Annotated in this window: 19 protein-coding genes; 12 read left to right on the top strand and 7 right to left on the bottom strand. The window is 73.4% G+C overall.

The annotated features are described in order from the left end of the window. Positions 1-23: 23 nt before the first annotated feature. The 6 genes from ABZS37_RS16100 (at position 24) to ABZS37_RS16075 (ending at position 6,464) form a co-directional block, all read left to right on the top strand. Positions 24-962 carry a lysylphosphatidylglycerol synthase transmembrane domain-containing protein gene (locus ABZS37_RS16100; RefSeq protein ID WP_355169579.1) on the top strand — a complete coding sequence of 313 codons (939 nt, stop codon included), beginning with the start codon at positions 24-26 and terminating at the stop codon, positions 960-962. Between the two features lie 58 nt (positions 963-1,020). Beyond that, entirely contained in the window at positions 1,021-1,704 is a 684-nt protein-coding gene (ribA, locus tag ABZS37_RS16095; protein ID WP_355169577.1) for a GTP cyclohydrolase II, read from the top strand. Beyond that, a complete protein-coding gene (locus tag ABZS37_RS16090) occupies positions 1,701-2,438 on the top strand; it encodes a dihydrofolate reductase family protein (protein WP_355169575.1) in 738 nt (245 codons plus the stop codon). Before ribA ends, ABZS37_RS16090 begins: the two co-directional genes overlap by 4 nt. A gap of 70 nt (positions 2,439-2,508) precedes the next feature. Further along, positions 2,509-3,039 carry a DinB family protein gene (locus tag ABZS37_RS16085; RefSeq protein WP_355169573.1) on the top strand — a complete coding sequence of 177 codons (531 nt, stop codon included), beginning with the start codon at positions 2,509-2,511 and terminating at the stop codon, positions 3,037-3,039. Between the two features lie 117 nt (positions 3,040-3,156). Further along, complete coding sequence (locus ABZS37_RS16080) at positions 3,157-3,618, top strand: GNAT family N-acetyltransferase (RefSeq protein ID WP_355169571.1); 462 nt, start codon at positions 3,157-3,159, stop codon at positions 3,616-3,618. 71 nt (positions 3,619-3,689) lie between these two features. Next, complete coding sequence (locus ABZS37_RS16075; protein WP_355169569.1) at positions 3,690-6,464, top strand: Hsp70 family protein; 2,775 nt, start codon at positions 3,690-3,692, stop codon at positions 6,462-6,464. A gap of 18 nt (positions 6,465-6,482) precedes the next feature. On the opposite strand, the gene ABZS37_RS16070 is transcribed toward ABZS37_RS16075, so the two are convergent. Continuing rightward, positions 6,483-6,917 carry a Rieske 2Fe-2S domain-containing protein gene (locus tag ABZS37_RS16070; protein WP_355169567.1) on the bottom strand — a complete coding sequence of 145 codons (435 nt, stop codon included), beginning with the start codon at positions 6,915-6,917 and terminating at the stop codon, positions 6,483-6,485. Between the two features lie 151 nt (positions 6,918-7,068). Here ABZS37_RS16070 and ABZS37_RS16065 point away from each other — a divergent pair, with 151 nt between their 5' ends. Next, positions 7,069-7,641, top strand: a complete 573-nt coding sequence (locus ABZS37_RS16065) for a nucleosidase (RefSeq protein WP_355169565.1) — start codon at positions 7,069-7,071, stop codon at positions 7,639-7,641. Between the two features lie 9 nt (positions 7,642-7,650). Here ABZS37_RS16065 and ABZS37_RS16060 read toward each other — a convergent pair whose 3' ends face one another. Then, a complete protein-coding gene (locus ABZS37_RS16060; RefSeq protein WP_355169563.1) occupies positions 7,651-8,829 on the bottom strand; it encodes a low temperature requirement protein A in 1,179 nt (392 codons plus the stop codon). Between the two features lie 170 nt (positions 8,830-8,999). On the opposite strand from ABZS37_RS16060, the gene ABZS37_RS16055 reads away from it, so the two are divergent. From ABZS37_RS16055 to ABZS37_RS16045, 3 genes are all read left to right on the top strand, one after another. Then, the gene (locus tag ABZS37_RS16055) at positions 9,000-9,860 is read left to right on the top strand and encodes a S1 family peptidase (protein ID WP_355169561.1); all 861 of its coding nucleotides are present in this window, start codon (positions 9,000-9,002) and stop codon (positions 9,858-9,860) included. A 161-nt stretch (positions 9,861-10,021) separates the two neighbouring features. Beyond that, the gene (locus ABZS37_RS16050; RefSeq protein WP_355169559.1) at positions 10,022-10,978 is read left to right on the top strand and encodes a sugar kinase; all 957 of its coding nucleotides are present in this window, start codon (positions 10,022-10,024) and stop codon (positions 10,976-10,978) included. Between the two features lie 68 nt (positions 10,979-11,046). Then, a complete protein-coding gene (locus ABZS37_RS16045) occupies positions 11,047-11,661 on the top strand; it encodes a bifunctional 4-hydroxy-2-oxoglutarate aldolase/2-dehydro-3-deoxy-phosphogluconate aldolase (RefSeq protein ID WP_355169557.1) in 615 nt (204 codons plus the stop codon). A 50-nt stretch (positions 11,662-11,711) separates the two neighbouring features. On the opposite strand, the gene ABZS37_RS16040 is transcribed toward ABZS37_RS16045, so the two are convergent. The 5 genes from ABZS37_RS16040 to ABZS37_RS16020 all read right to left on the bottom strand — a co-directional run bounded on the left by ABZS37_RS16040 (position 11,712) and on the right by ABZS37_RS16020 (position 17,360). Next, positions 11,712-12,293 carry a GNAT family N-acetyltransferase gene (locus tag ABZS37_RS16040; protein ID WP_355169555.1) on the bottom strand — a complete coding sequence of 194 codons (582 nt, stop codon included), beginning with the start codon at positions 12,291-12,293 and terminating at the stop codon, positions 11,712-11,714. Beyond that, complete coding sequence (locus ABZS37_RS16035) at positions 12,283-14,337, bottom strand: penicillin acylase family protein (protein ID WP_355169553.1); 2,055 nt, start codon at positions 14,335-14,337, stop codon at positions 12,283-12,285. The genes ABZS37_RS16040 and ABZS37_RS16035 overlap by 11 nt, the downstream gene beginning before the upstream one ends. Further along, complete coding sequence (locus tag ABZS37_RS16030; RefSeq protein WP_355169551.1) at positions 14,334-15,158, bottom strand: ABC transporter ATP-binding protein; 825 nt, start codon at positions 15,156-15,158, stop codon at positions 14,334-14,336. The genes ABZS37_RS16035 and ABZS37_RS16030 overlap by 4 nt, the downstream gene beginning before the upstream one ends. A gap of 29 nt (positions 15,159-15,187) precedes the next feature. Then, positions 15,188-16,216, bottom strand: a complete 1,029-nt coding sequence (locus ABZS37_RS16025) for an iron chelate uptake ABC transporter family permease subunit (RefSeq protein ID WP_355169549.1) — start codon at positions 16,214-16,216, stop codon at positions 15,188-15,190. Positions 16,217-16,292: 76 nt separating this feature from the next. Beyond that, positions 16,293-17,360 (bottom strand): iron chelate uptake ABC transporter family permease subunit, encoded by a 1,068-nt coding sequence (locus ABZS37_RS16020; protein WP_355169659.1) that lies wholly within the window; start codon positions 17,358-17,360, stop codon positions 16,293-16,295. Between the two features lie 118 nt (positions 17,361-17,478). On the opposite strand from ABZS37_RS16020, the gene ABZS37_RS16015 reads away from it, so the two are divergent. Beyond that, on the top strand, positions 17,479-18,510 hold the full coding sequence (locus tag ABZS37_RS16015; protein WP_355169547.1) for an ABC transporter substrate-binding protein: 1,032 nt from the start codon (positions 17,479-17,481) through the stop codon (positions 18,508-18,510). Between the two features lie 4 nt (positions 18,511-18,514). Then, the gene (locus ABZS37_RS16010) at positions 18,515-19,372 is read left to right on the top strand and encodes a siderophore-interacting protein (protein ID WP_355169545.1); all 858 of its coding nucleotides are present in this window, start codon (positions 18,515-18,517) and stop codon (positions 19,370-19,372) included. The last annotated feature ends 17 nt before the right edge of the window (positions 19,373-19,389 follow it).

Genomic DNA, 19,389 nt, shown 5'->3' with positions numbered 1-19,389 from the left:
CTTCAAGGGGAGGGCCGGCGCCGATGGTTTGGGCCTGGGCACGAGTGGTCGGCGGGGTGGGTCTGCTCGCCGTCCTGCTGTGGCAGGTGGGCAGCGGCCCGTTCCTCGCCGGAGTACGACTGATCGACGCTCCGGCGCTGACCGCGGCACTGCTCATCGGAGTGCTCACCACGGTCTGCGCCGCCTGGCGGTGGAGTCTGGTCGCCGGGGGCCTGGGCGTGCGGCTGCCACTGGCGACCGCCGTGGCGCACTGCTACCGGGCCGTGTTCCTCAACGCCACACTGCCCGGCGGGGTGCTCGGCGACGTGCACCGGGCGGTACGCCACGGCCGGGACGCCGGTGACGTCAGCCGGGGCATCCGCGCGGTGATCTGGGAACGTGCCGCCGGGCAGGTGGTCCTGCTGGGTATCGCGCTGGTGGTGCTCGCGGCCTTCCCGTCCCCGGTGCGGGCGTACCTGCCGGTCGCCGCCGCGCTGCTCGTCGCGGGCGGGTTGATCACCGTGTTGCTGGCACGGGCCGTGCCGAACGCCGGCCCCTCTCGGTGGGCGAAGGCGCTGCGTACCGCCGTGGCGGACGTGCGGTCCGGGCTACTGGCCCGGCGCACCTGGTGCGGAGTGCTGATCGCCTCCGCCGTGATGGTCGCCGGTCACCTGGCGACCTTCCTGGTGGCGGCGCGCACCGCCGGATCGGACGCCCCACTGTCGCGGCTGCTGCCGTTGACGCTGCTCGCCCTGCTCGCCATGGGCCTGCCACTGAACGTCGCCGGCTTCGGACCGCGCGAGGGGGTCGCCGCGTGGGTGTTCGGCGCGGCCGGCCTCAGCGCGGCGCAGGGTGTCGCCACCGCCACCGTCTACGGTGCACTGGTGTTGGTGGCCAGCCTGCCCGGTGCCGCCGTGCTGCTGGCCCGGCGGTCCCGGGTTCCGGTCGCCGCCCGGGAAGCCGCCTCCGGCGGCGATTGTTGAGTCGGTTGTGAGACGGTACGCGCCGCCGCGCGACGGTGGCGCCGGACAGAGGAGTCCCATGCCCGAAGCATTGCCGATCGCCACGATCCGTACGCAGGTCACGGTGCCGCTGGCGTTTCCCGACGGCTACGACACGACCGTCCGGGTGTTCACGTTCAAGGGTCTGGTGGACGGTCGGGAGCACCTCGCCTTCGGCCTCGGCGACTGGGCGGGCGCACTGGACGGGCTCGCCGCCGGAGGCGAACCCCCGCTGGTCCGCCCGCACAGCGAGTGTCTGACCGGTGACGTGTTCGGCAGCCAACGCTGCGACTGCGGGCCGCAGCTGCGCGAGGCGGTGCAGCGGATCGCCGAGACCGGTGGGTTCCTGCTCTACCTGCGGCAGGAGGGCCGTGGCATCGGCCTGTACGCCAAGCTCGACGCGTACGCGCTGCAGGACGCCGGGCTGGACACCTACCAGGCCAACGTCGCGCTGGGTCGGGGCGAGGATGAGCGGGACTACACCGCTGCCGCGCAGATGCTGACCACGCTGGGCGTGCCACGGATCCGACTGCTGAGCAGCAATCCGGACAAGGCCGAGCAGTTGACCCGGCTGGGCGTGGACGTCGCCGAACGGGTGCCCACCAGCGTCTTCCTCTCCCCGGCCAACGCCGACTACCTGGCGGCGAAGGCGGCCAAGGCGGCGGAGACCGAGGCAGCGGAGGCGCTGTCGGGTCGTACCCCTGACCGGCCCGCCGCCCGGTGAGCTGCCGGTCAGCGCCGACGCGGCCGTACGTGCTGCTGAGTTGCGCCACCTCCATCGACGGGTACATCGACGACGCCTCCGACGAACGGTTGCTGCTGTCCAACGAGGACGACCTGGACCGGGTCGACGCGGTCCGGGCCAGCTGCGACGCGATCCTGGTCGGTGCCGGCACCGTCCGCCGCGACGATCCCCGGCTGCTGGTGCGCTCGCCGAGCCGCCGGGCCGAGCGGGTGGCGTGTGGCCGACCCGCCTCGCCCACCAAGGTCACCCTGACCGCCCGCGGTGACCTCGACCCGACCGCCCGGTTCTTCACCGCTGGCGACCCGGCCAGGCTCGTCTACTGCGCCACGGGCGCGCTGGAGAAGACTCAGGAACGCATCGGCCGGCTGGCCACCGTGATCGACGCGGGCGAGCCGGTCGACCCCGGATGGCTGGTGACCGACCTGGCCGCGCGGGGCGTACGGCGGCTGATGGTGGAGGGCGGCGGGACGGTGCACGCCCAGTTCCTCACTGCCGGCCTCGCCGACGAGCTGCATCTGGTGGTCGCCCCGTTCTTCGTCGGTGACGGCCGGGCGCCCCGCTTCGTCGGCGAGGGCCGTTTCCCCTGGCACCCGGGTCATCGCGCCCGCCTGGCCGAGGCCCGCCAGATCGGCGACGTGGTCCTGCTCCGCTACGCCCTCTCCGACCGCTTCCCCGACGTCGACGCCGCCACTGTCGGTCGACCAGGAGGTTGACGGACCCGACCCGTCCGGAGCGAGCGATTATTCTGTCGACGGTGGTGCTGCGCCGCGACAGAATCCCTGGATGTCCGTACCGCGCATCGCCATCCTGCGCTGGCAGTTCGACCTGACGTGGTCGCTGTTCGACTATCACCTTGAGCGACTCGAACCCGCAGACTTTCTCTGGGAGCCGTCGGCACACTGCTGGTCGGTCCGGCGTAGCTCTGACGGCAGCTGGACCCCGGACTGGGCCGACACCGAGCCCGACCCGATCCCGGTCCCGACGATCGGCTGGTTGACGTGGCACATCGGCTGGTGGTGGACCGTGGCCATGGATCATCTTCAGGGGCAGACGCCACGGCAGCGCGCGGACGTGACATGGCCAGGCGCGGGCGAGCCGACCCTGGCCTGGCTGCGGGCCCTGCGCACCGAATGGCTGCGTCTCCTCGACCGCCGCACCGACGCCGACCTCGACGGCATCGCGTCGTTCCCCTGGCAGGGTGAGACCGACTACACGCTCCTGCACACGATCGGCTGGGTCAACGCCGAGTTGATGAAGAACGTCGCGGAGATCGGTCAGCTCCGACTGCTGCGTGCGGCGGGGGAACGATCCTGACCGCCGGGATCAGCGGTCGGGTGGTCGCACCGACATCTGGTGGTGGAAGACGTTTCGGAGGTTCCAGCCTGATGACGGTCGTTCGTCCTCGCCAGGGCGCTTGTTAGGGTGGCCGCCATGCCGAGTCTGGTGACGATCACCCCGGACAATGTGGAAGCCGCGTGCCGGCTGACCGTCCGGCCGGACCAGGAGAAGTTCGCCTCTCCGGTCGCCTGGTCCCTCGCCGAGGCGTACGCGCAGCCCGAGATCGCCTGGCCACGCCTGATCGTCGAGGGTGACGAGATCGTCGGTTTCCTGATGGGCTTCTTCGACATCGTGTGGCACCCGGACCGACCCGAGGACCTGCGCTCGGGCCTCTGGCGGCTGAACATCGCCGCCGAGCACCAGGGCCAGGGGTACGGCCGCTTCGCCGTCCAGTCCATCTGCGACGAGGCTCGTCGACGGGGGCACGACCGCGTGTACACGACGTGGGAACAGGGGACGGGCGGTCCGGAGCGGTTCTACCTGAAGCTCGGGTTCCGCCCGACCGGGGAGACCAGCGAAGGTGAGGTCGTCGGAGAGCGTGGCCTGACCGAGTGATCAGCAGGGCGGTGCGGCCTGCGTACGATGCGAGGCTGGGTTCCCCTCGTCGCTGCGGAGGTATCGGGTAGATGGCAGGCCAGCACGAGGGTTTCGCCCTCGGCGTCGACCTCGGTACGTCGAACACGGTGGCGGTGCTGCGCTGGCCGGACGGGCGGACCCGTCCACTGCTGATGGACGGTCAACCGGTCAGCCCCTCCGCTGTCTACGCCGACCCGAACGGCACCCTGCACACCGGTTGGGACGCCCGACGGCTGGCGCAGACGGACCCGGCCCGGCTCGAGCCGAACCCGAAGCGTCGGGTGGACGAGCCGACCGTACGGCTCGGTGACCGCTCGTACCTGCCGGCCGACCTTCTCGCCGCGCTGCTCGTGGCGGTCGCGCGGGCCGCGGTCGACACCGTCAGCTTCCTGCCCCCGGCGGTGCTCACCTGCCCGGCGGCCTGGGATGCGACGCGGCGGCAGGTCCTCGCCGACGCGCTGCTGCGGGCGGGCTGGCCGCAGATCGGCGAGCACACCCTCGCCGGGCCGACGCCGCCGGGCACCCGGCTGCTGCGGGAGCCGGTCGCCGCCGCCCGCTACTACACGCAGGTGCTGCACCGGCCGGTGCCGGTCGGCGGCGCGATCGCGGTGTTCGACTTCGGTGGCGGGACGCTCGACGTCGCGGTGCTGCGCAACGAGGGTGCCGACCCGTGGGGTGACTCCGGATTCAGCGTGGTCGCCGACGGCGGTCTGCCCGACCTGGGCGGCCTGGATCTCGACGCCGCGCTGGTGCAGCGGGTCGGCGAGTTGGTCGGTGAGCGGCACGCCGCGCAGTGGGCCCGGCTGATCCGACCGGCTGATCCGGCGCAGCGCCGCGACCAGGTTCGGCTCTGGGACGAGGTACGAGGTGCCAAGGAGACGCTGTCCCGGTCCTCCGTGGCGCCGGTCGCGGTGCCCGGGATGGCCGAGACGGTTCAGCTGACCCGGGCGGACGTCGAGCGGGTGGCCACACCGTTGCTGCGCCGCGCGGTGGACCGGGCCCGGGAGGTGATCGCCGCCGCCGGGCTCAGCCCCGACCAGCTCGCTGGGCTGTTCCTCGTCGGCGGCTCGTCGCGGATCCCGCTGGTGGCCCGGATGCTGCACGCCGAGTTGGGGATCGCCCCGACGGTGCTGGACCAACCGGAGTTGCCGGTGGCCGAGGGCGCCCTGACCGACCTGCCGCTACGTCGACCGCTGCCCGCGCCGGCGTACGCGGGACCGCCGATCGCCCCGCCCGCACCGACTCCCGTGAGCCCACCCGCGCCGACCGCCCCGGCGTGGGCCGGACCCGTCGCTCCGACCGTACCGGCCTGGGCCGGACCAGTCGCTCCGACCGTACCGGCCGGGGCCGGACCAGTCGCACCGACCGTACCGTCACAGCCCTGGCCCGGATCGACCCCGCCGGCGGGGCCGCCCGGGCCGGGTTGGTCCGGCGTCACCCCGACCCCGACCCCGGCTGTCGGCGGGGCGCGTTGGCGGCGGGCCCGCTGGGTGGTGCTCGGCGCGGTGCTGGCCCTGGCCGGCGTGGCCACCGCCGCGACGCTCTACCTCACCCGTGACCGCTACCCGGATCTGGAGTTCCGGTCGTTGCGCGAGCTGTCCCGGCCGCCGGCCGGCGCCGAGCGGCCCGCCAGCATGTGGACGGCGGTGCTCGGCGACCGGGCCTACCTCGCGTACCCGCTGCCGGACCGCCGGCTGGAGGTGGCCGCCGTCGACACCAGGACCGGCGACGAGCTGTGGCGCAAGGCGACCGACGTGCGAGCCGACGACTGGGAGAGGCTGGTGGCCATCCCCGGGGCCGTCGCGGTCGTCGCCGACGCCCCGGGCGACAGCACCCTGCGTCCGCTGGCCGTGCTCGACGGACGCACGGGCACGCAACGCTGGCAGCACCCGATTCGCGGTGACGACGACGTCTACTTCGCCGCCGACACGGCGGTGCTGGTGGACCGGGGCGCCGCCCAGCTGGTCGGCCTGCGCCTGAGCGACGGCGGGACGGAGTGGACCCAGCCCAACCCCCGCGACCAGTACGACGGCCGCCGCACCGTGGTCCGGCCGGTGGGCAGCGATGAGGCGTCGGCTGGCCCTGCCTTCCTCGACGGCACGCCCCGCGACCCGTGGGCCAGCAAGGGGCGGCGACTCGTCCAGGTGGGCGCGGACCGGTCGGTGCGACTGCTCGACATGGCTTCCGGCACCGTACTGCGCCAGTGGGGCAACGTCGCCGACCTCGACGACCTGGTGGTCGCCCATGAGGACCGGCTCTACGTGGCCGCCAACGAGGGCGGGTACCAGTTGTTGGCGTACGACCTGGGCTCCGACGCGGAGCCGGTGGTTCTCCACCGGTCCGGCAACGACGAGTACCGCCCGAAGGAGCTGGTGGCCTGCGGTGAGCGACGGGCGTGCCTGTTGCAGGTGCCAAACAGCAAGGTCGAGAACACTGAGGTGGTGGCCGCGACCGAGGGTGAGCACTCGCGCCATTGGCCCGCGCCGGGCGTGACGGGCCTGGTCCCGCTGGGCGAGCAACTGCTTGCCCAGCGGGAGTACCCGGAGCCCACCGTCACCCTCTTCGACGCCGCCGGCAAGCCGGTGTTGCGGGACCGTGGCGGTGTGGCGGTCCGGTTGGACGCGGGCAACCTGCTGGTCTTCGCCAAGGCGCCCAACATGGTCGCGGACAACCGCGTACTGGCCGGGGTGTGGGCCGAGTCCGGCGAGCACGACGACCTGGGCGAGCTCCAGGACGTCCGCAGCGCGTCCTGCTCGTGGAACACCACGGTCATCGCCTGCGGCGCGGACAAGGACTTCGTCCTGTACCAGTTCGCCGAAAACTGACCCCGCCCCGCGGGGTTGTCAGGCGCGGAGGATCTCGTCGCCGTTGATTGTGACGGGGATTTCGGTGAGGCCTCGGGTGGCGGGGCCGCCGAGGCGGGAGCCGTCGCTGGGCGAGAAGGTGGAGTTGTGCGCGGGGCAGGTGACCACCCCGTCGCGGGGTGCGGCGACCCGGACGCCCTGGTGCGGGCAGGTCGCGTCGTACGCCTTGAAGCTGCCGGCCTCGGGCTGGACGACCAGCACACCGTCGGTGACCGTGCCGCCACCGACCGGAACGTCTCCGGTGCGGGCCAGCACGGTGCCGGCTTTGGCAGCCGCCTGACTGCTGGTGGGGCTGTCGCCGGCGCCGCAGGCGCTCAGCAGCCCGGCGGCGCCGAGGGCGCCCACCCCGGTCAGCAACCCGCGCCGGCTCAGGCACCAGCGGTTGTCGCGGAGAAACTCCTGTCCGTCGTACACCGTTGTCACCTCTCCGTCGGCGGCCCCGGACCACCGTCGTCCGATCGCTCGCCGGCCCAGCCTGCCGCACGTGGCTGAACGCGCGATGCGTCCGAGCTGAATGATGGCTGGGTGCGTCGGTGGCCGAGTGCCGGGCCCGTACGATGCTCCGGTGAATCTTCGGGGTACGGTCCGCGCCGATCGTCCGCTGGTGGTGCTCGCCGTCGGGGAGGAGGCCCGCTACCTGCCTCCCGAGCTGCCGGTCCTGCTCACCGGCATGGGCAAGGTGAACGCCGCCAGCGCGGTGGCCGCGGTGCTGGCCGCCGGGCCGCGCCCCTCCCTGCTGCTCAACCTGGGTACGGCCGGCGCGTTGCGCCCCGGCTGGGCCGGCATTCACGAGGTCGCCACCGTGCTCCAGCACGACCTGGACACCGACCTGCTGCGCACGCTCACCGGCGAGACCTACGGGGCTCCGCTGTCGCTGGCGAGCGATGGCGCGGTGCTGGCCACCGGTGACACGTTCGTGGCCGACGACGCGGCGCGGGACCGGTTGGCGCAGCGTGCCGACCTGGTCGACATGGAGGGGTATGCGGTGGCGTGGGCCGCCGCGCAGGCCGGTGTGCCGTGCCGGCTGATCAAGCAGGTCAGCGACGAGGCGGGCGACGGCGCGGCCCGGACCTGGCGGGACTCGGTGGACGTGTGCGCCCGGGACCTCGCCGAGTGGGCCGGTCGACACCTCGCCTGACTGTCGGGGTCAGTCGCCGGGTGGTCCCATCAGCAGGCCCGGCGTGGTCTCCCGGGTCGCCCCGGGGACCAGGATGTGACCGGCCAGCCCGAGCGCCACGATCGCGGTTACCAACACCGGCGGCCAGCCGCCGGCCCACGGCAGCACCAGCAGCGGCAGGATCAGCCAGATCATTCGCCGCCACGGCACGATCTTGGACACCAGCAGGGAGAACAGGACTCGGCCGATCACGAACAGCGCCGGGCCGGCCATGATCACTATGAGCCACCGCGTCGGCGTCGTTCCGGTCGGCCGGGCGACGGCCAGGTCGAACGAGGCCGCCGTGCCGACCACGCCGGCCAGCATCAGCAGATGGGTGTAGGGAGCCACCCGTGTCGGCCGGCCCTCCCTGGCCCCGGCCTCCAGTAGCTCGCCGGCCCGGAAGACGTAGATCTGCCAGAGCAGCAGCATGGTGGCGAACGCGCAGAACAGGGCGGCGACCCGGAAAAGGTCGAGGTCGCCCCGGCTGGCCTGGAGGGTGGGCACCAGGATGATGTCGCCGAGGGCCAGGATGACGAACTGCTGATACCGCTCGCCGAGGTGCCTGGTGGTCCGCTCGTACTGATCGACAGGCACCCGGCCCAGCCAGGGCGTCGGGTAGCGGGCCGCCGCGGAGAGCAGATCGATCGCGATCGCGATCGTCCAGATCCCCCAGCTCGGAGTGTCGGACATCGCGCCGGCGACCCAGAAGATGCCCGACACCACGAACCAGAACAGGAACCGGGTGGCCCGCTTGATGGCTGCCCGGTGCCCCTGCCGGTACAGGATGGTGACCAGGATGATGCCGCGAATCACGTGCGTGCCGACGTACGCGACGACGAAGATCATCGCGTGCCCGATGGTGACCATCGGCAGCGATGCCGCCATCCCCACCGACCCGACCATGGCGACCATCAGGATGGCCTGGATGGGGCGCTGCTGCGGGTCGTAGAACTCCGTCGTGGTCGCGGTGACCGACCAGGTCCACCAGATGGCCGTCAGCATCAGCAGCACCTTGGCGCCGCCGGACCAGGAGAGATTTTCGCTCAGCAGCGTCGAGATCAGTGCCAGGGCGGCCACGAAGACCACGTCGAAGAGCAACTCCAGCAGCGTGGCCCGGGTAGACCCGTCCGGCCGGCGTACCAGCGCCGCGGAGCCCTCGGTGGTCATGCCCGGCCTCCCGCCGCGTCTTCCGAGGATTATCGGCGGCGTCGGCGCGGCCCGTCCCCGGATCGGTGATTCCCGCCCATCGGGGAAGAGTGCGCGTGAGGTTGCCACGGCGTCGGGCGCCGGGCGATGCTTGGCGACATCCATCAATCTCGATCTCTGCGGAGGCTCGGATGCGCCGCTCCCCGCTCGTCGCCCTCGTCCTGACCATCCTCCTGCTCGTCGCGCCCGGCGCGGCGCAGGCCGCCGTCCCCGACCGGGCCGCGCCGCCCGCCACCGCCCCGGCGGCCGTGCTGGCCGGGGTACGCACAGCGGGCACGGCCTGGGGTCTCGACCCGGCCACCGGCCGGATGACCCTCAGCGTCGACGACACCGTGGCATCCGCCCAGCTGACGGCACTGCGGGCGGTGGCCGACCGGGCCGGCGCGCTGCTGCGCCGCGAGCCCGGAACGCTGCGCACCCTGATCGCCGCAGGGCAGGGCATCTACGGCGGCGGCGGTCGCTGCTCGCTCGGTGCGAACGTGCGCAGCGGCAGCACCTACTACGTGATCACTGCCGGGCACTGCACCACCACCGCCAGCGCCTGGTACGCCGACAGCACCCAGACCACCGTGCTCGGCACCCGCACCGCCACCAGCTTTCCCACAAACGACTACGGGCTGATCCGCTACACCGGCCGGATCGCCCATCCGAGCGCGGTCTACACCTACCCCGGGCTGCTGACCATCTATGGCGCCGGCAACGCGTACGTCGGCCAGGCGGTGTGTCGCAGTGGTGTCACCACCGGGGTGCGCTGCGGCACCGTCACCGGCCTCAACCAGACCGTCAACTACGCCGGCGGCGCGGTCACCGGTCTGATCCGCACCAACATCTGCGCCGAACCGGGGGACAGCGGCGGACCGCTCTACGTCGCGTCCACCGGCACCATCATCGGCATCCTCTCCGGTGGCAGCGGCAACTGCACCTCCGGTGGCACGACCTACTACCAGCCGATCGGGGAGGTGCTGGCCGCGTACGGGCTGACGTTGCCCTGACCCTCGGTGCGCCGCGCGACGGGTTGCCCGTCTCGGGCGAGACACCTAGGCTCGGCGGCGTCCCGGACCCCGCCGCGAGGACGTGTGCCCCCATGCCGACCGAGTCCCGACACGATCGAGCGAACGTTCCGGCCGGGTCCCCGCCGGTCGAGGTGGCCGCAGTGGGGGAGACGATGGTGGTGCTCTGCCCCGCACCGGATGAGCCGCTGGAGCACGCCGAACAGGTCGCTGTGTCGGTCGGCGGCGCCGAGTCCAACGTGGCCGGCTACCTGGCCCGACTGGGGCACCGGGCGGCCTGGGTAAGCCGGGTCGGCGACGACCCCTTCGGCCGGGCCGTCGTCCGGCACGTCGCCGCCGCCGGCGTCCGCGTGGACCAGGTGAGCGTGGACCCGGCCGCTCCCACCGGCCTGTACGTCAAGGACCCGGGCCCGGAGGGGACCGCCGTGCACTACTACCGGGCCGGGTCGGCGGCCTCCCGGATGGACCCCGGCACGCTGGCGAACCCCGGGCTGACCGGTGCCCGGGTGCTGCACCTGTCCGGGATCACCCCGGCGCTCTCCGCCTCCTGCCGGGCGCTCGTCGAGCACGCGGTGACCGACCGGCCGCTGGCGGGGGCACTGGTCAGCTTCGACGTCAACCACCGGGCCCGGCTGTGGCCCGCCGAGCAGGCCGCGCCGGTGCTGCGCGACCTTGCCGACCGCTGCGACCTGGTGTTCGTCGGTCAGGATGAGGCGGACGTTCTGTGGGGCACCGCCGACCCGATGGCCGTACGCCGGCTGCTGCCCGGACCGGAGACGGTGGTGGTCAAGGACGGCGCGGTGGGCGCCACCGCACTGAGCCGCGACGCCGAGCCGGTCTTCGTCCCGGCGCCCCGGGTGACGGTGGTGGAGCCGGTCGGCGCCGGTGACGCGTTCGCCGCCGGCTACCTGGCCGGGCTGCTGCGGGGCCTCGACCCAGTGCGGCGGTTGCGGCTCGGTCACCTGGTCGCGGCCCAGGCGTTGGCCAGCAGCGGCGACAACGCCCCGGTGCCGCCGTGGGCCTGGTTCGAGAAGCTGCTCGCTGCCCCCGTAGACGCCTGGTCGCCGCTCGACCTGACCGCCGCGCGGGCGGGGGACTGAGTCGTGTCGTCGGGTCTCGGCCCGGCCGCCAGGCAACAGATGCACCGCGACCTCGGATGGAGTGCACCATGACCACAGCGGACTTCGACCACATCTTCGGCGGCGCCCGGGTGATGGCGATCCTGCGCGGCCTGCCGGTCGCCGAGACCGTTCGGCTCGCCGAGCGTGCCTGGGACCTCGGCATCGACGTGGTGGAGGTTCCGGTGGCCACCGCCGACGCGGTGCCGGCGCTGCGCGCCGCCGTCGAGGCGGGCACCGAGCGTGGCCGGATCGTCGGTGCGGGCACCGTGCTCGACGTCGAGCAGGTCGCCGCGGCTGCCGACGCGGGTGCCGCGTTCACCGTCGCGCCCGGCCTGGACCTGGCCGTCGCCGACGCCGCCGCCGCGCGTGGCCTGCCGCACCTGCCCGGTGTGGCCACCCCCACCGAGGCACAGCAGGCGCTGAGGCACGGCCTCACCTGGCTCAAGGCGTTCCCCGCGATCTCCCTCGGGCCGGCCTGGTTCACGGCCGTGGCCGGCCCGCTGCCACAGCTGCGCTTCGTCGCTACCGGCGGCCTCGACGCGGGCAACGCCGCCGCGTTCCTGCAAGCGGGCGTACGGGTGGTGGCGGTCGGCTCAGCCCTGTCCGACCCAAATCAGCTGGACCGCCTGGCCGAGCTAACCACCCTCGCCACCCCCGCGTAACCCTGACCCCTCCCGCGCCGATCTTGCACTTGCTGCCCCGACGAAAGCCTTCAATCGGGGCGCATCGCCGACCGAAAGTGCAAGATCGGCGGCCGGTCGAGGAAGAGCAGCCGCGCGCGTTTCTCCGGCAGGTCGATCAACGGTCCGGGCCGGAAACCCGTGCGGAGAAACCGGTTGATGGCACGGTCGTTGCGGGCGTCGGGTTCCATCACGACCCGCAGCCGGCCCGGGTCGGCGAGGACGAAGTCCAGGATCGCGCCGAACAGCGCACCGGTGAAGCCGCGCTCGACCGCCGTCGGCGGTCCGATGAGCAGGTGGACGCCGACGTCGCCGGGGCGTACCTCGTAGCACTCGCCGACCGGGTCGGCCTCGGGCTGGTAGGTCTGCGCCAGCGCGGCCGGCACGCCGTCGCGGTGCACCAGGTACGCGTGGTGGGTGGCCAGTGAGTCCAGGTAAGCGTAGATCTCGCGCACCCGTTCGCGGCTCGCCTCCCGCATCCCCCAGAAGCGCGCCCGGTCCTGGGTGACCCAGCCGTGCAGCAGGTCGACGTCCTCGTCCGGCCGCACCGGCCGGATGGTGACCACCCCGAATCCGCCGACGTTGCTGCGGTAGTGATGCCCATCAGTGTTCATCGTGCTCCTCGGCGAGACGGTCCCAGTCCGTGATGACCGGCAGCAGCTCACCGGCCAGCCAGGCGGGGCTCTGGTCGTCGTGGTGCGAGTCGCCCGGCACCCCGCAGGCGCCCAGCGGGACCACCCAGCGGCTGTCCTCGCGCCGGGCCAGGTCCCAGACGAAGCGCGCCGCCGGCCCCCGGAAGCACCAATGGGTCACCCCGGGCACGCTTGAGGTCGCCAGCACACAGTCGTGGTCACCGTCGAGTCGCGGGCCGGGCCCGTCGTCCGGGCCGGGCAGCGCCCGCCACGGCACCAGCCGGTGCAGGTCTCCCCAGCGCACCTGCCCGGCCGCCGCGTCGGCGACCTCGTCGGCCGCGGCGCGCACCAGCGCGGCCATGTCCACGCCGGGCAGCGGGGTCGCGCCGAGCAGGTGCTCCAGCGCGTAACCGACGCGCGGCGTCAGCGCCAGCCAGGGCGCGAACACCTCCGGGTACGCGGGCGGCTCGGCCAGCTCGGCCAGCGCCGGGTGGGCGGCGATCCGGCGTACGACAGCCGCCCGCAGGGTGGCGAAGGCAGCCGCGTCGGTGCTGTCGGCTGCCATTCGACGGTCCCAGCGCAGCAACCGTTCCCGCAGCGCGGTGGCGGCCGGGCCCAGCCCGGTCGACTCGGCCAGCACCGCCAGCAGCGGCTCGGCCGAGCCCAGGTACGTGTCGGTGTGCACCACGGCCATCTCGTCGGCCGACCAGGCCTGACCGGCGTCGAGCAGCTCGGCGATGCGGTGTGCCCGGTGCGGCGGGGCGAACTCGACCCCGAGCGGCGCCGCCAGCCCTCGCTCGTTGGCCATCACCGCCCGGCCGACCACCTCGGCTCGGGGCATCGGCGCGTACCAGCCCTGCCAGGCGTGCGCGGCGTCCCACGCGGGGACCACCCGTCGGCCGTTGTCCGGATGCCGCACCGGCACCGCCCCGGCGACCCGATGCAGCAGCCCTCCGGCGGTGTCCGCCGCCTGCACCACGTTGACCGGCTCCACCCAGTGCCGCAGCGCGCGGTCCACGTCCGCCACGGTGTGGGCGCGCAGCAGCTCCGGCAGCGTCGCGAAGCCGAGTTCGGCGCGGACCCGTGGCGGGTAGCGCAGGCTGATGGCCGTCTCGTCGTCCGGCCCCCCGACGATCACCGGACCTCGGTCGGTCTCCACCACCTCGACCTCGACCGGATCAGCCCCGGCCACCTCGATCGCCTCGACGTGGCGGTGGACGTCCCGCCAACCGTCCGGGCCGAGGGCCTGCACCTGCTGGCCGTGCCGGCGCAGCCGCTCGGCGTACAGGTCCTGGTAGTCGGCCATCGCGTTGGTGATCGACCAGGCCACCGCGCCGGTGTGCCCGAAGTGCGCGATCCCCGGCACGCCCGGCACCGCGAGCCCGACCACGTCGTACTCCGGGCAGGCCAGCCGGATCTGCTGGTAGACACCGGGATCCTCAAGGAACCGGTGCGGGTCGCCGGCGAGCAGCGCGGCTCCGGTGACGGTGCGCTCGGCGGCGAGCAGCCACCCGTTACTGCCGGCGACGGCCGGCCCGTCGGTGGCGAACAGGTCGACCGCTCCCGGGCCGAGCCGTTGCGCCACGTGCTCGCGCCAGAGCTTGCTGGGGAACCCGGCGAACAGGATGTGATGGCCCAGCCAGACCGCGAGCGGCGTCCACGGCTCCCACCGACCCGGGCTCAGCCCGGTGGCCGCGAACTCCGGCGCCCGGGCCGCCCCGGCGGCGAGACCCGCGTTGACCCCGGCCACGTACGCGCCCACCCACTCGGCGGTCGCCGGATCCAACGCCACGTGGCAGCGGCGTGCGGTGTCGTCGAGCCGGACCTGCCGGGCGAACCGGTCCCAGCCGAGCGCGTCGGCACCGAGGAAGGCGGCGCTGGTGCCCCGGGCGCGGTGCCGTTCCACCTCGATCTGCCAGGCCCGGTCGTACGCGGTCACCCGACCCTGCGCCGCCGCCAGCGCGAGTGGGTCGTCGGCACGCAGGTGCGGCACTCCCCACGGGTCGCGGAAACGCCGTGCGCTCATGCCCGCTCCGGGACGGTGGCGGCGGCCCGGCGCCGCGCGGCGGGAACGACCAGCGGGGTGCCGGTCTCCGGGTCGTCGATGACCCGGCAGGGCAGGCCGAACACCTCCGCCACCAGGTCGGCGGTGACCACCGATGCCGGCTCCCCGGCGGCCACCACGCGTCCGTCGCGCATGGCGATCAGGTGGGTGGCGTAGCGGGCCGCGTGGTTCAGGTCGTGCAGCACCGCGACCAGCGTGCGCCCCTGCTCCTCGTGCAGTCGGGCGCAAAGATCCAGGATCTCGATCTGGTGGGCGATGTCGAGGAACGTGGTCGGCTCGTCGAGCAGCAGCAGCGGGGTCTGTTGGGCGAGCGCCATCGCGATCCAGACCCGCTGCCGCTGGCCGCCGGAGAGTTCGTCCACCGGCCGGTCGGCGAGGTCGTCGACACCGGTGGCGGCCATCGACTCCTCGACCACCCGCTCGTCCTCGCGCGACCACTGCCGCAGCAGCCCCTGGTGGGGGTAGCGGCCCCGGGCGACCAGCTCGGCGACGCTGATCCCGTCCGGCGCGATCGACGACTGCGGCAGCAGCCCGAGGGTGCGGGCCACCTTCCGGGCGGGCAGGTCGTGGATGTCCCGGCCGTCCAGCAGGACCGTCCCGACGGTCGGACGCAGCATCCGGGACAGCGCCCGCAGCAGGGTCGACTTGCCGCAGGCGTTCGGACCGATGATCACGGTGAACGACTGGTCGGGCACCTCCACGGTCAGGTCCTCGGCGATGATGCGCCGGTCGTAGGCGAGGGTCAGCGCGGTGCCGCCGAGCCGGGAACTGCCGGGGTGCATGGGTGCTCCTTCGAGGGCGTCGCGGGTGTTCACAGCCGACCCGCCCGGCGTTCCATGGCCAGCAACCAGACCAGGTAGCCGCCGCCGATCACTCCGGTCACCACACCGACCGGAAGTTGGTGTCCGGAAAACGCGCGCTGGGCCAGCAGGTCGGCGCCGACCAGCAGCGCCGCGCCGACCGCCATCGACGGCAGCAGGTTCGGGCCGGGCGCCCGGGTCAGCCGCTTCGTCACGTGCGGTGCGACGAGCGCCACGAAGGACACCGGCCCGGCGGCGGCCGCCGCGAACGAGACGAGCAGCACCGCCGCGGCGAGCAGGACCAGGCGTAGTCGGCGCACCGACACACCGAGGGCGTTGGCCGTGTCGTCGCCCAACTCCATCATCCGCAGCGCCGGCCCGCAGCCGACGAGCACCAGCGGCGCCAGCACGGCGGTGACGACGAGCAGCGGCCCGGCGTTGGCCCAGCCCCGCCCGTCCAGGCTGCCGGTGAGCCAGAGCACCGCGCGGGCGGCGTCCATCAGCGGCGCCCTGGTCAGCAGGTAGCCGTTGACCCCGGTCAGGATCGCGGCGACGCCGATGCCGACCAGGATGAGCCGGAAGCCGTGCACCCCGCGTCGCCAGGCGAGCGCGTAGATCACCAGGCCGGTGGCGAGCCCACCGACGACCGCCGCGCCGGCCAGCGCCATGCTGCTACCGCCGAGGACGACCACCACCAGCGCACCGGTCGACGCGCCCTGGGTGAAGCCGAGCATGTCCGGGCTGCCCAGCGGGTTGCGGACCAGCGACTGGAACACCGTGCCGGCGAGAGCCAGCGCGGCACCGACCAGCAGGGCGGTGACCAGCCGGGGCAGTCGTAGCTCCTGCACGATGAACTGCTCGGCCGGTGTGCCGCCGCCGGCCAGCGTGCGCAGCACGTCGGCCGGGCCCATCGGGTAGTCACCACTGCCCACGGCGATCAGGCCGAGCCCGGCCGCGAGCAGCGCGGCGCCGGCACCGACGGCCAGCGCGCGGGGGCGGAACCGCAAAGACAGCCCGCCAGGTGTACGGAGAACAGTCACGCCACCGCTCCGCTTCGCTCCGCGATGGCGCGACGCGCCACCGTGCTGAGCCTGCTGGTCCGCTCGTGACGCGCGCTCACGGGTGGGCCACCCTTGCGCGCGTGACGAGCCACAGGAAGAGCGGGCCGCCCAGCACGGCGGTCACCATGCCGACCTGGAGTTCGCCGGGCCGACCCAGCACCCGGCCGAGCACGTCGGCGCCGAGCAGCAGCACGGGCGCGAGCACCGCGCAGTACGGCAGCAGCCAGCGCAGGTCGGGGCCGGTCAGGGCGCGAACCAGGTGCGGCACCAGCAGCCCGACGAAGACGATCGGGCCGCACGCGGCGGTCGCCGCGCCGCAGAGCAGGGTGACCGCGACGATCACGGCGGTGCGGATCAGCGCGGGTCGCGCACCCAGGGCCCGAGCCGCGTCGTCGCCGAGCGCGAGCGCGTTCAGGGGACGGGCGGCGCCGAGCGCGACCAGCAGGCCGACCAGGATGAACGGCAGGATCCGGGTCACGGTCGCGGAGTCCGCGCTGGCCAGTGAGCCGACCGTCCAGAACCGCAGGCGCTCCAGCGAGGCCGTGTCCAGCAGCATCACCGCGCTCACGTACGAGTAGAGGGTGGCGTTGAGTGCCGCGCCGGCCAGCGCGAGGCGAGCCGGGGTGGCGCCACGCCCCCCGCCCACGGCGTAGACGAGCGCGGTCACCACCGCCGCGCCGAGCAGCGCGAACCAGACGTACCCGCCGATGGCGGTGACGCCCAGGAAGGCGGCGGCGGTGGCGACGGCCGCGGACGCCCCGGCGTTGATGCCGAGCAGCCCGGGGTCGGCCAGTGGGTTGCGGGTGAGGGCCTGCATGACGGCGCCGGCCACGCCGAGCGCGGCGCCGGCAAGAAGCCCGAGCAGGGTACGCGGCAGGCGCATCCGGTGCACCACGGCGTACTCGGTGGCGTCACGATGCAGCAACCCGGACCAGACGTCGGCGAGCGGCATGGCTTTCGCCCCGACCGCGATGCTGAGCACCACGATCACGCCGAGCAGTGCCACGGCGGCGACCAGGCCGGCGGCGCGGGCCGCCTGACGGCCGCGCCGAACCGGGGGTGCGTCCGTGCTCCTGTCCGGCACGTGTCGTGCCGGTCTGGTGACGGTGGGTGTGGCGTCCAGTGTGGGCTCCGGAGTTGTGGCGACACGGCGAACCGCTGTTGACAATGACAGAGGTTAGGCTAACCTAACCCCGCTGCCCGGGTCGACCCCGACCAACCCCTGATCGAAAGACAACACCATGCCCGATGCCCTGTCTGCCCGCCGCCTCTCCCGCCGTGGCCTCCTGGCCGCCGGTGGTGCTGCCACCCTGGCCGCCCTGCTCGCCGGCTGCGGCAAGGACGACGCCGCAAAGCCCGCCACCAGCAACGGAAGCGGTCCCTGGTCGTTCACCGACGACCGCAACAAGAAGGTCGAGGCTGCGGCCCGCCCCGCCCGCGTGGTGGCCTTCACCGGCGTCGCTGCGGCTCTGGTCGATTTCGGTCTCGACAAGCAGCTCGTGGGCGTGTTCGGCGAGACCAAGCGCGCTGACGGCACCGCCGACCCGCAGTCCGGCGACCTGAACATCGAGGCCGTCGAGATCCTCGGCAACGTGTGGGGCGAGTTCAGCCTGGAGAAGTACGCGGCGCTGCGCCCCGAGCTGCTGGTCACCCACATGTACGACCCGGACGCGCTCTGGTACGTGCCGGACGAGAGCAAGGACAAGATCCTTCCGCTCGCGCCCAGCGTGGCGATCACCACCGCCCGGGTGCCCATGACCAAGCCCATCGAGCGGTACGCCGCGCTGGCCGAGTCGCTCGGCGCGGACCTGTCCGCGAAGAAGGTCACGGACGCGAAGGCCCGCTTCGACGCCGCCGCCGAGGCGGTCCGGCAGGCGGTCAAGGGCAACCCCGGGATCAAGGTGATGGCCTGCTCCGGCAGCCCCGACCTGTTCTACGTCTCCAACCCGAAGGTCAGCACCGACCTGATGTACTTCGCGGAGCTGGGCGTCGACATCGTGGTCCCCACCAAGCTCGAAGCCGGCGACTACTTCGAGGCGCTGAGCTGGGAGAGCACCGGCAAGTTCCCGGCCGACCTGATCCTGCTGGACAACCGCAGCACCGCGCTTCAGCCCAAGGACCTCGCCGCCAAGCCGACCTGGCAGCAACTGCCGGCGGTCAAGGCCAACCAGGTGACCCAGTGGGACGCGGTGCCCCGCTTCTCGTACGCCGGCTCCGCGCCGCTGCTGGAGAACCTCGCCACCGCCATCCGGAACGCGAAGAAGGTCAGCTGACGCCATGACTACGAGCACCGTCGAACCGATCGCCCTGCAGTACCGCTTCTTCGCCGCGCACGTCGTACGGGCCCGCCGGGTCGGCGCCTCGCTGATCCGGGTCACCCTCGGCGGTACGGAGCTGATCGACTTCGCCGGTGGCGGCCGGGACCAGAGCGTCTCGCTGTTCCTGCCGCACCCGGGACAGGACGCCCCGGTGGTCCCGGTCGAACAGGGCGAGGACTGGTTCGGCGCCTGGCGGGCACTCCCGCCGGACGTCCGTGCGGTGATGCGCTCGTACACCATCAGAGAGCACCGGCCGGCGGTCGCCGAGGTTGACATCGACTTCGTCAGCCACGGCGACACCGGCCCCGCCTCCCGCTGGTCGGCCCTCGCCGGGCCCGGCGACCGGGTGCTGCTGCTCGGCCCCGGGGTGCACGACAACCGCAGCGTCTGCTTCGGCCCGCCGGACGGCACGGACCTCGTGGTGCTGGCCGCCGACGAGACCGCGCTGCCGGCCACCGCGGGCATCCTGGCCTGGCTTCCCGCCGGCACCCGGGTCCGCGCCTGGATCGAGGTGCCCGACGCCGCCGACATCACGGACCTGCCCACCGAAGCCGACGCCGAGATCAGGTGGATCGTGCGCGGCAGCACCCCACCCGGCAGTGATCTGCTGGTCAGCGCGGTTCGTGCGACCCGGCTGCCCACCGGCACCCCGTACGCCTGGATCGCCGGCGAATCCGGTGTGGTGCGGGCGTTGCGCCGGCACCTGGTCGGCGAGCGCGGCCTCGACCGTCGGCGGGTGACTTTCGCCGGCTACTGGCGGCGTGGGCTTTCCGAGGAGGACCTGCGCGTCGAGGCGCTGGCCGGCGCCACCGCCTGAGCGGCGACCCATTCGAA

The organism is Micromonospora sp. NPDC005413 (assembly GCF_040606435.1).
Lineage (GTDB): Bacteria > Actinomycetota > Actinomycetes > Mycobacteriales > Micromonosporaceae > Micromonospora.
This window is presented reverse-complemented; position numbering and strand designations above follow the sequence as displayed.

What these genes read in the sequence shown, in the direction of transcription:
- ABZS37_RS16035 (WP_355169553.1), bottom strand. Translation starts at nt 14,337, where the DNA reads ATGAGCGCACGGCGTTTCCGCGACCCGTGGGGAGTGCCGCACCTGCGT.
- ribA (WP_355169577.1), top strand. Translation starts at nt 1,021, where the DNA reads ATGCCCGAAGCATTGCCGATCGCCACGATCCGTACGCAGGTCACGGTG.
- ABZS37_RS16080 (WP_355169571.1), top strand. Translation starts at nt 3,157, where the DNA reads ATGCCGAGTCTGGTGACGATCACCCCGGACAATGTGGAAGCCGCGTGC.
- ABZS37_RS16075 (WP_355169569.1), top strand. Translation starts at nt 3,690, where the DNA reads ATGGCAGGCCAGCACGAGGGTTTCGCCCTCGGCGTCGACCTCGGTACG.
- ABZS37_RS16015 (WP_355169547.1), top strand. Translation starts at nt 17,479, where the DNA reads ATGCCCGATGCCCTGTCTGCCCGCCGCCTCTCCCGCCGTGGCCTCCTG.
- ABZS37_RS16085 (WP_355169573.1), top strand. Translation starts at nt 2,509, where the DNA reads ATGTCCGTACCGCGCATCGCCATCCTGCGCTGGCAGTTCGACCTGACG.
- ABZS37_RS16040 (WP_355169555.1), bottom strand. Translation starts at nt 12,293, where the DNA reads ATGAACACTGATGGGCATCACTACCGCAGCAACGTCGGCGGATTCGGG.
- ABZS37_RS16055 (WP_355169561.1), top strand. Translation starts at nt 9,000, where the DNA reads ATGCGCCGCTCCCCGCTCGTCGCCCTCGTCCTGACCATCCTCCTGCTC.
- ABZS37_RS16010 (WP_355169545.1), top strand. Translation starts at nt 18,515, where the DNA reads ATGACTACGAGCACCGTCGAACCGATCGCCCTGCAGTACCGCTTCTTC.
- ABZS37_RS16030 (WP_355169551.1), bottom strand. Translation starts at nt 15,158, where the DNA reads ATGCACCCCGGCAGTTCCCGGCTCGGCGGCACCGCGCTGACCCTCGCC.
- ABZS37_RS16060 (WP_355169563.1), bottom strand. Translation starts at nt 8,829, where the DNA reads ATGACCACCGAGGGCTCCGCGGCGCTGGTACGCCGGCCGGACGGGTCT.
- ABZS37_RS16045 (WP_355169557.1), top strand. Translation starts at nt 11,047, where the DNA reads ATGACCACAGCGGACTTCGACCACATCTTCGGCGGCGCCCGGGTGATG.
- ABZS37_RS16100 (WP_355169579.1), top strand. Translation starts at nt 24, where the DNA reads ATGGTTTGGGCCTGGGCACGAGTGGTCGGCGGGGTGGGTCTGCTCGCC.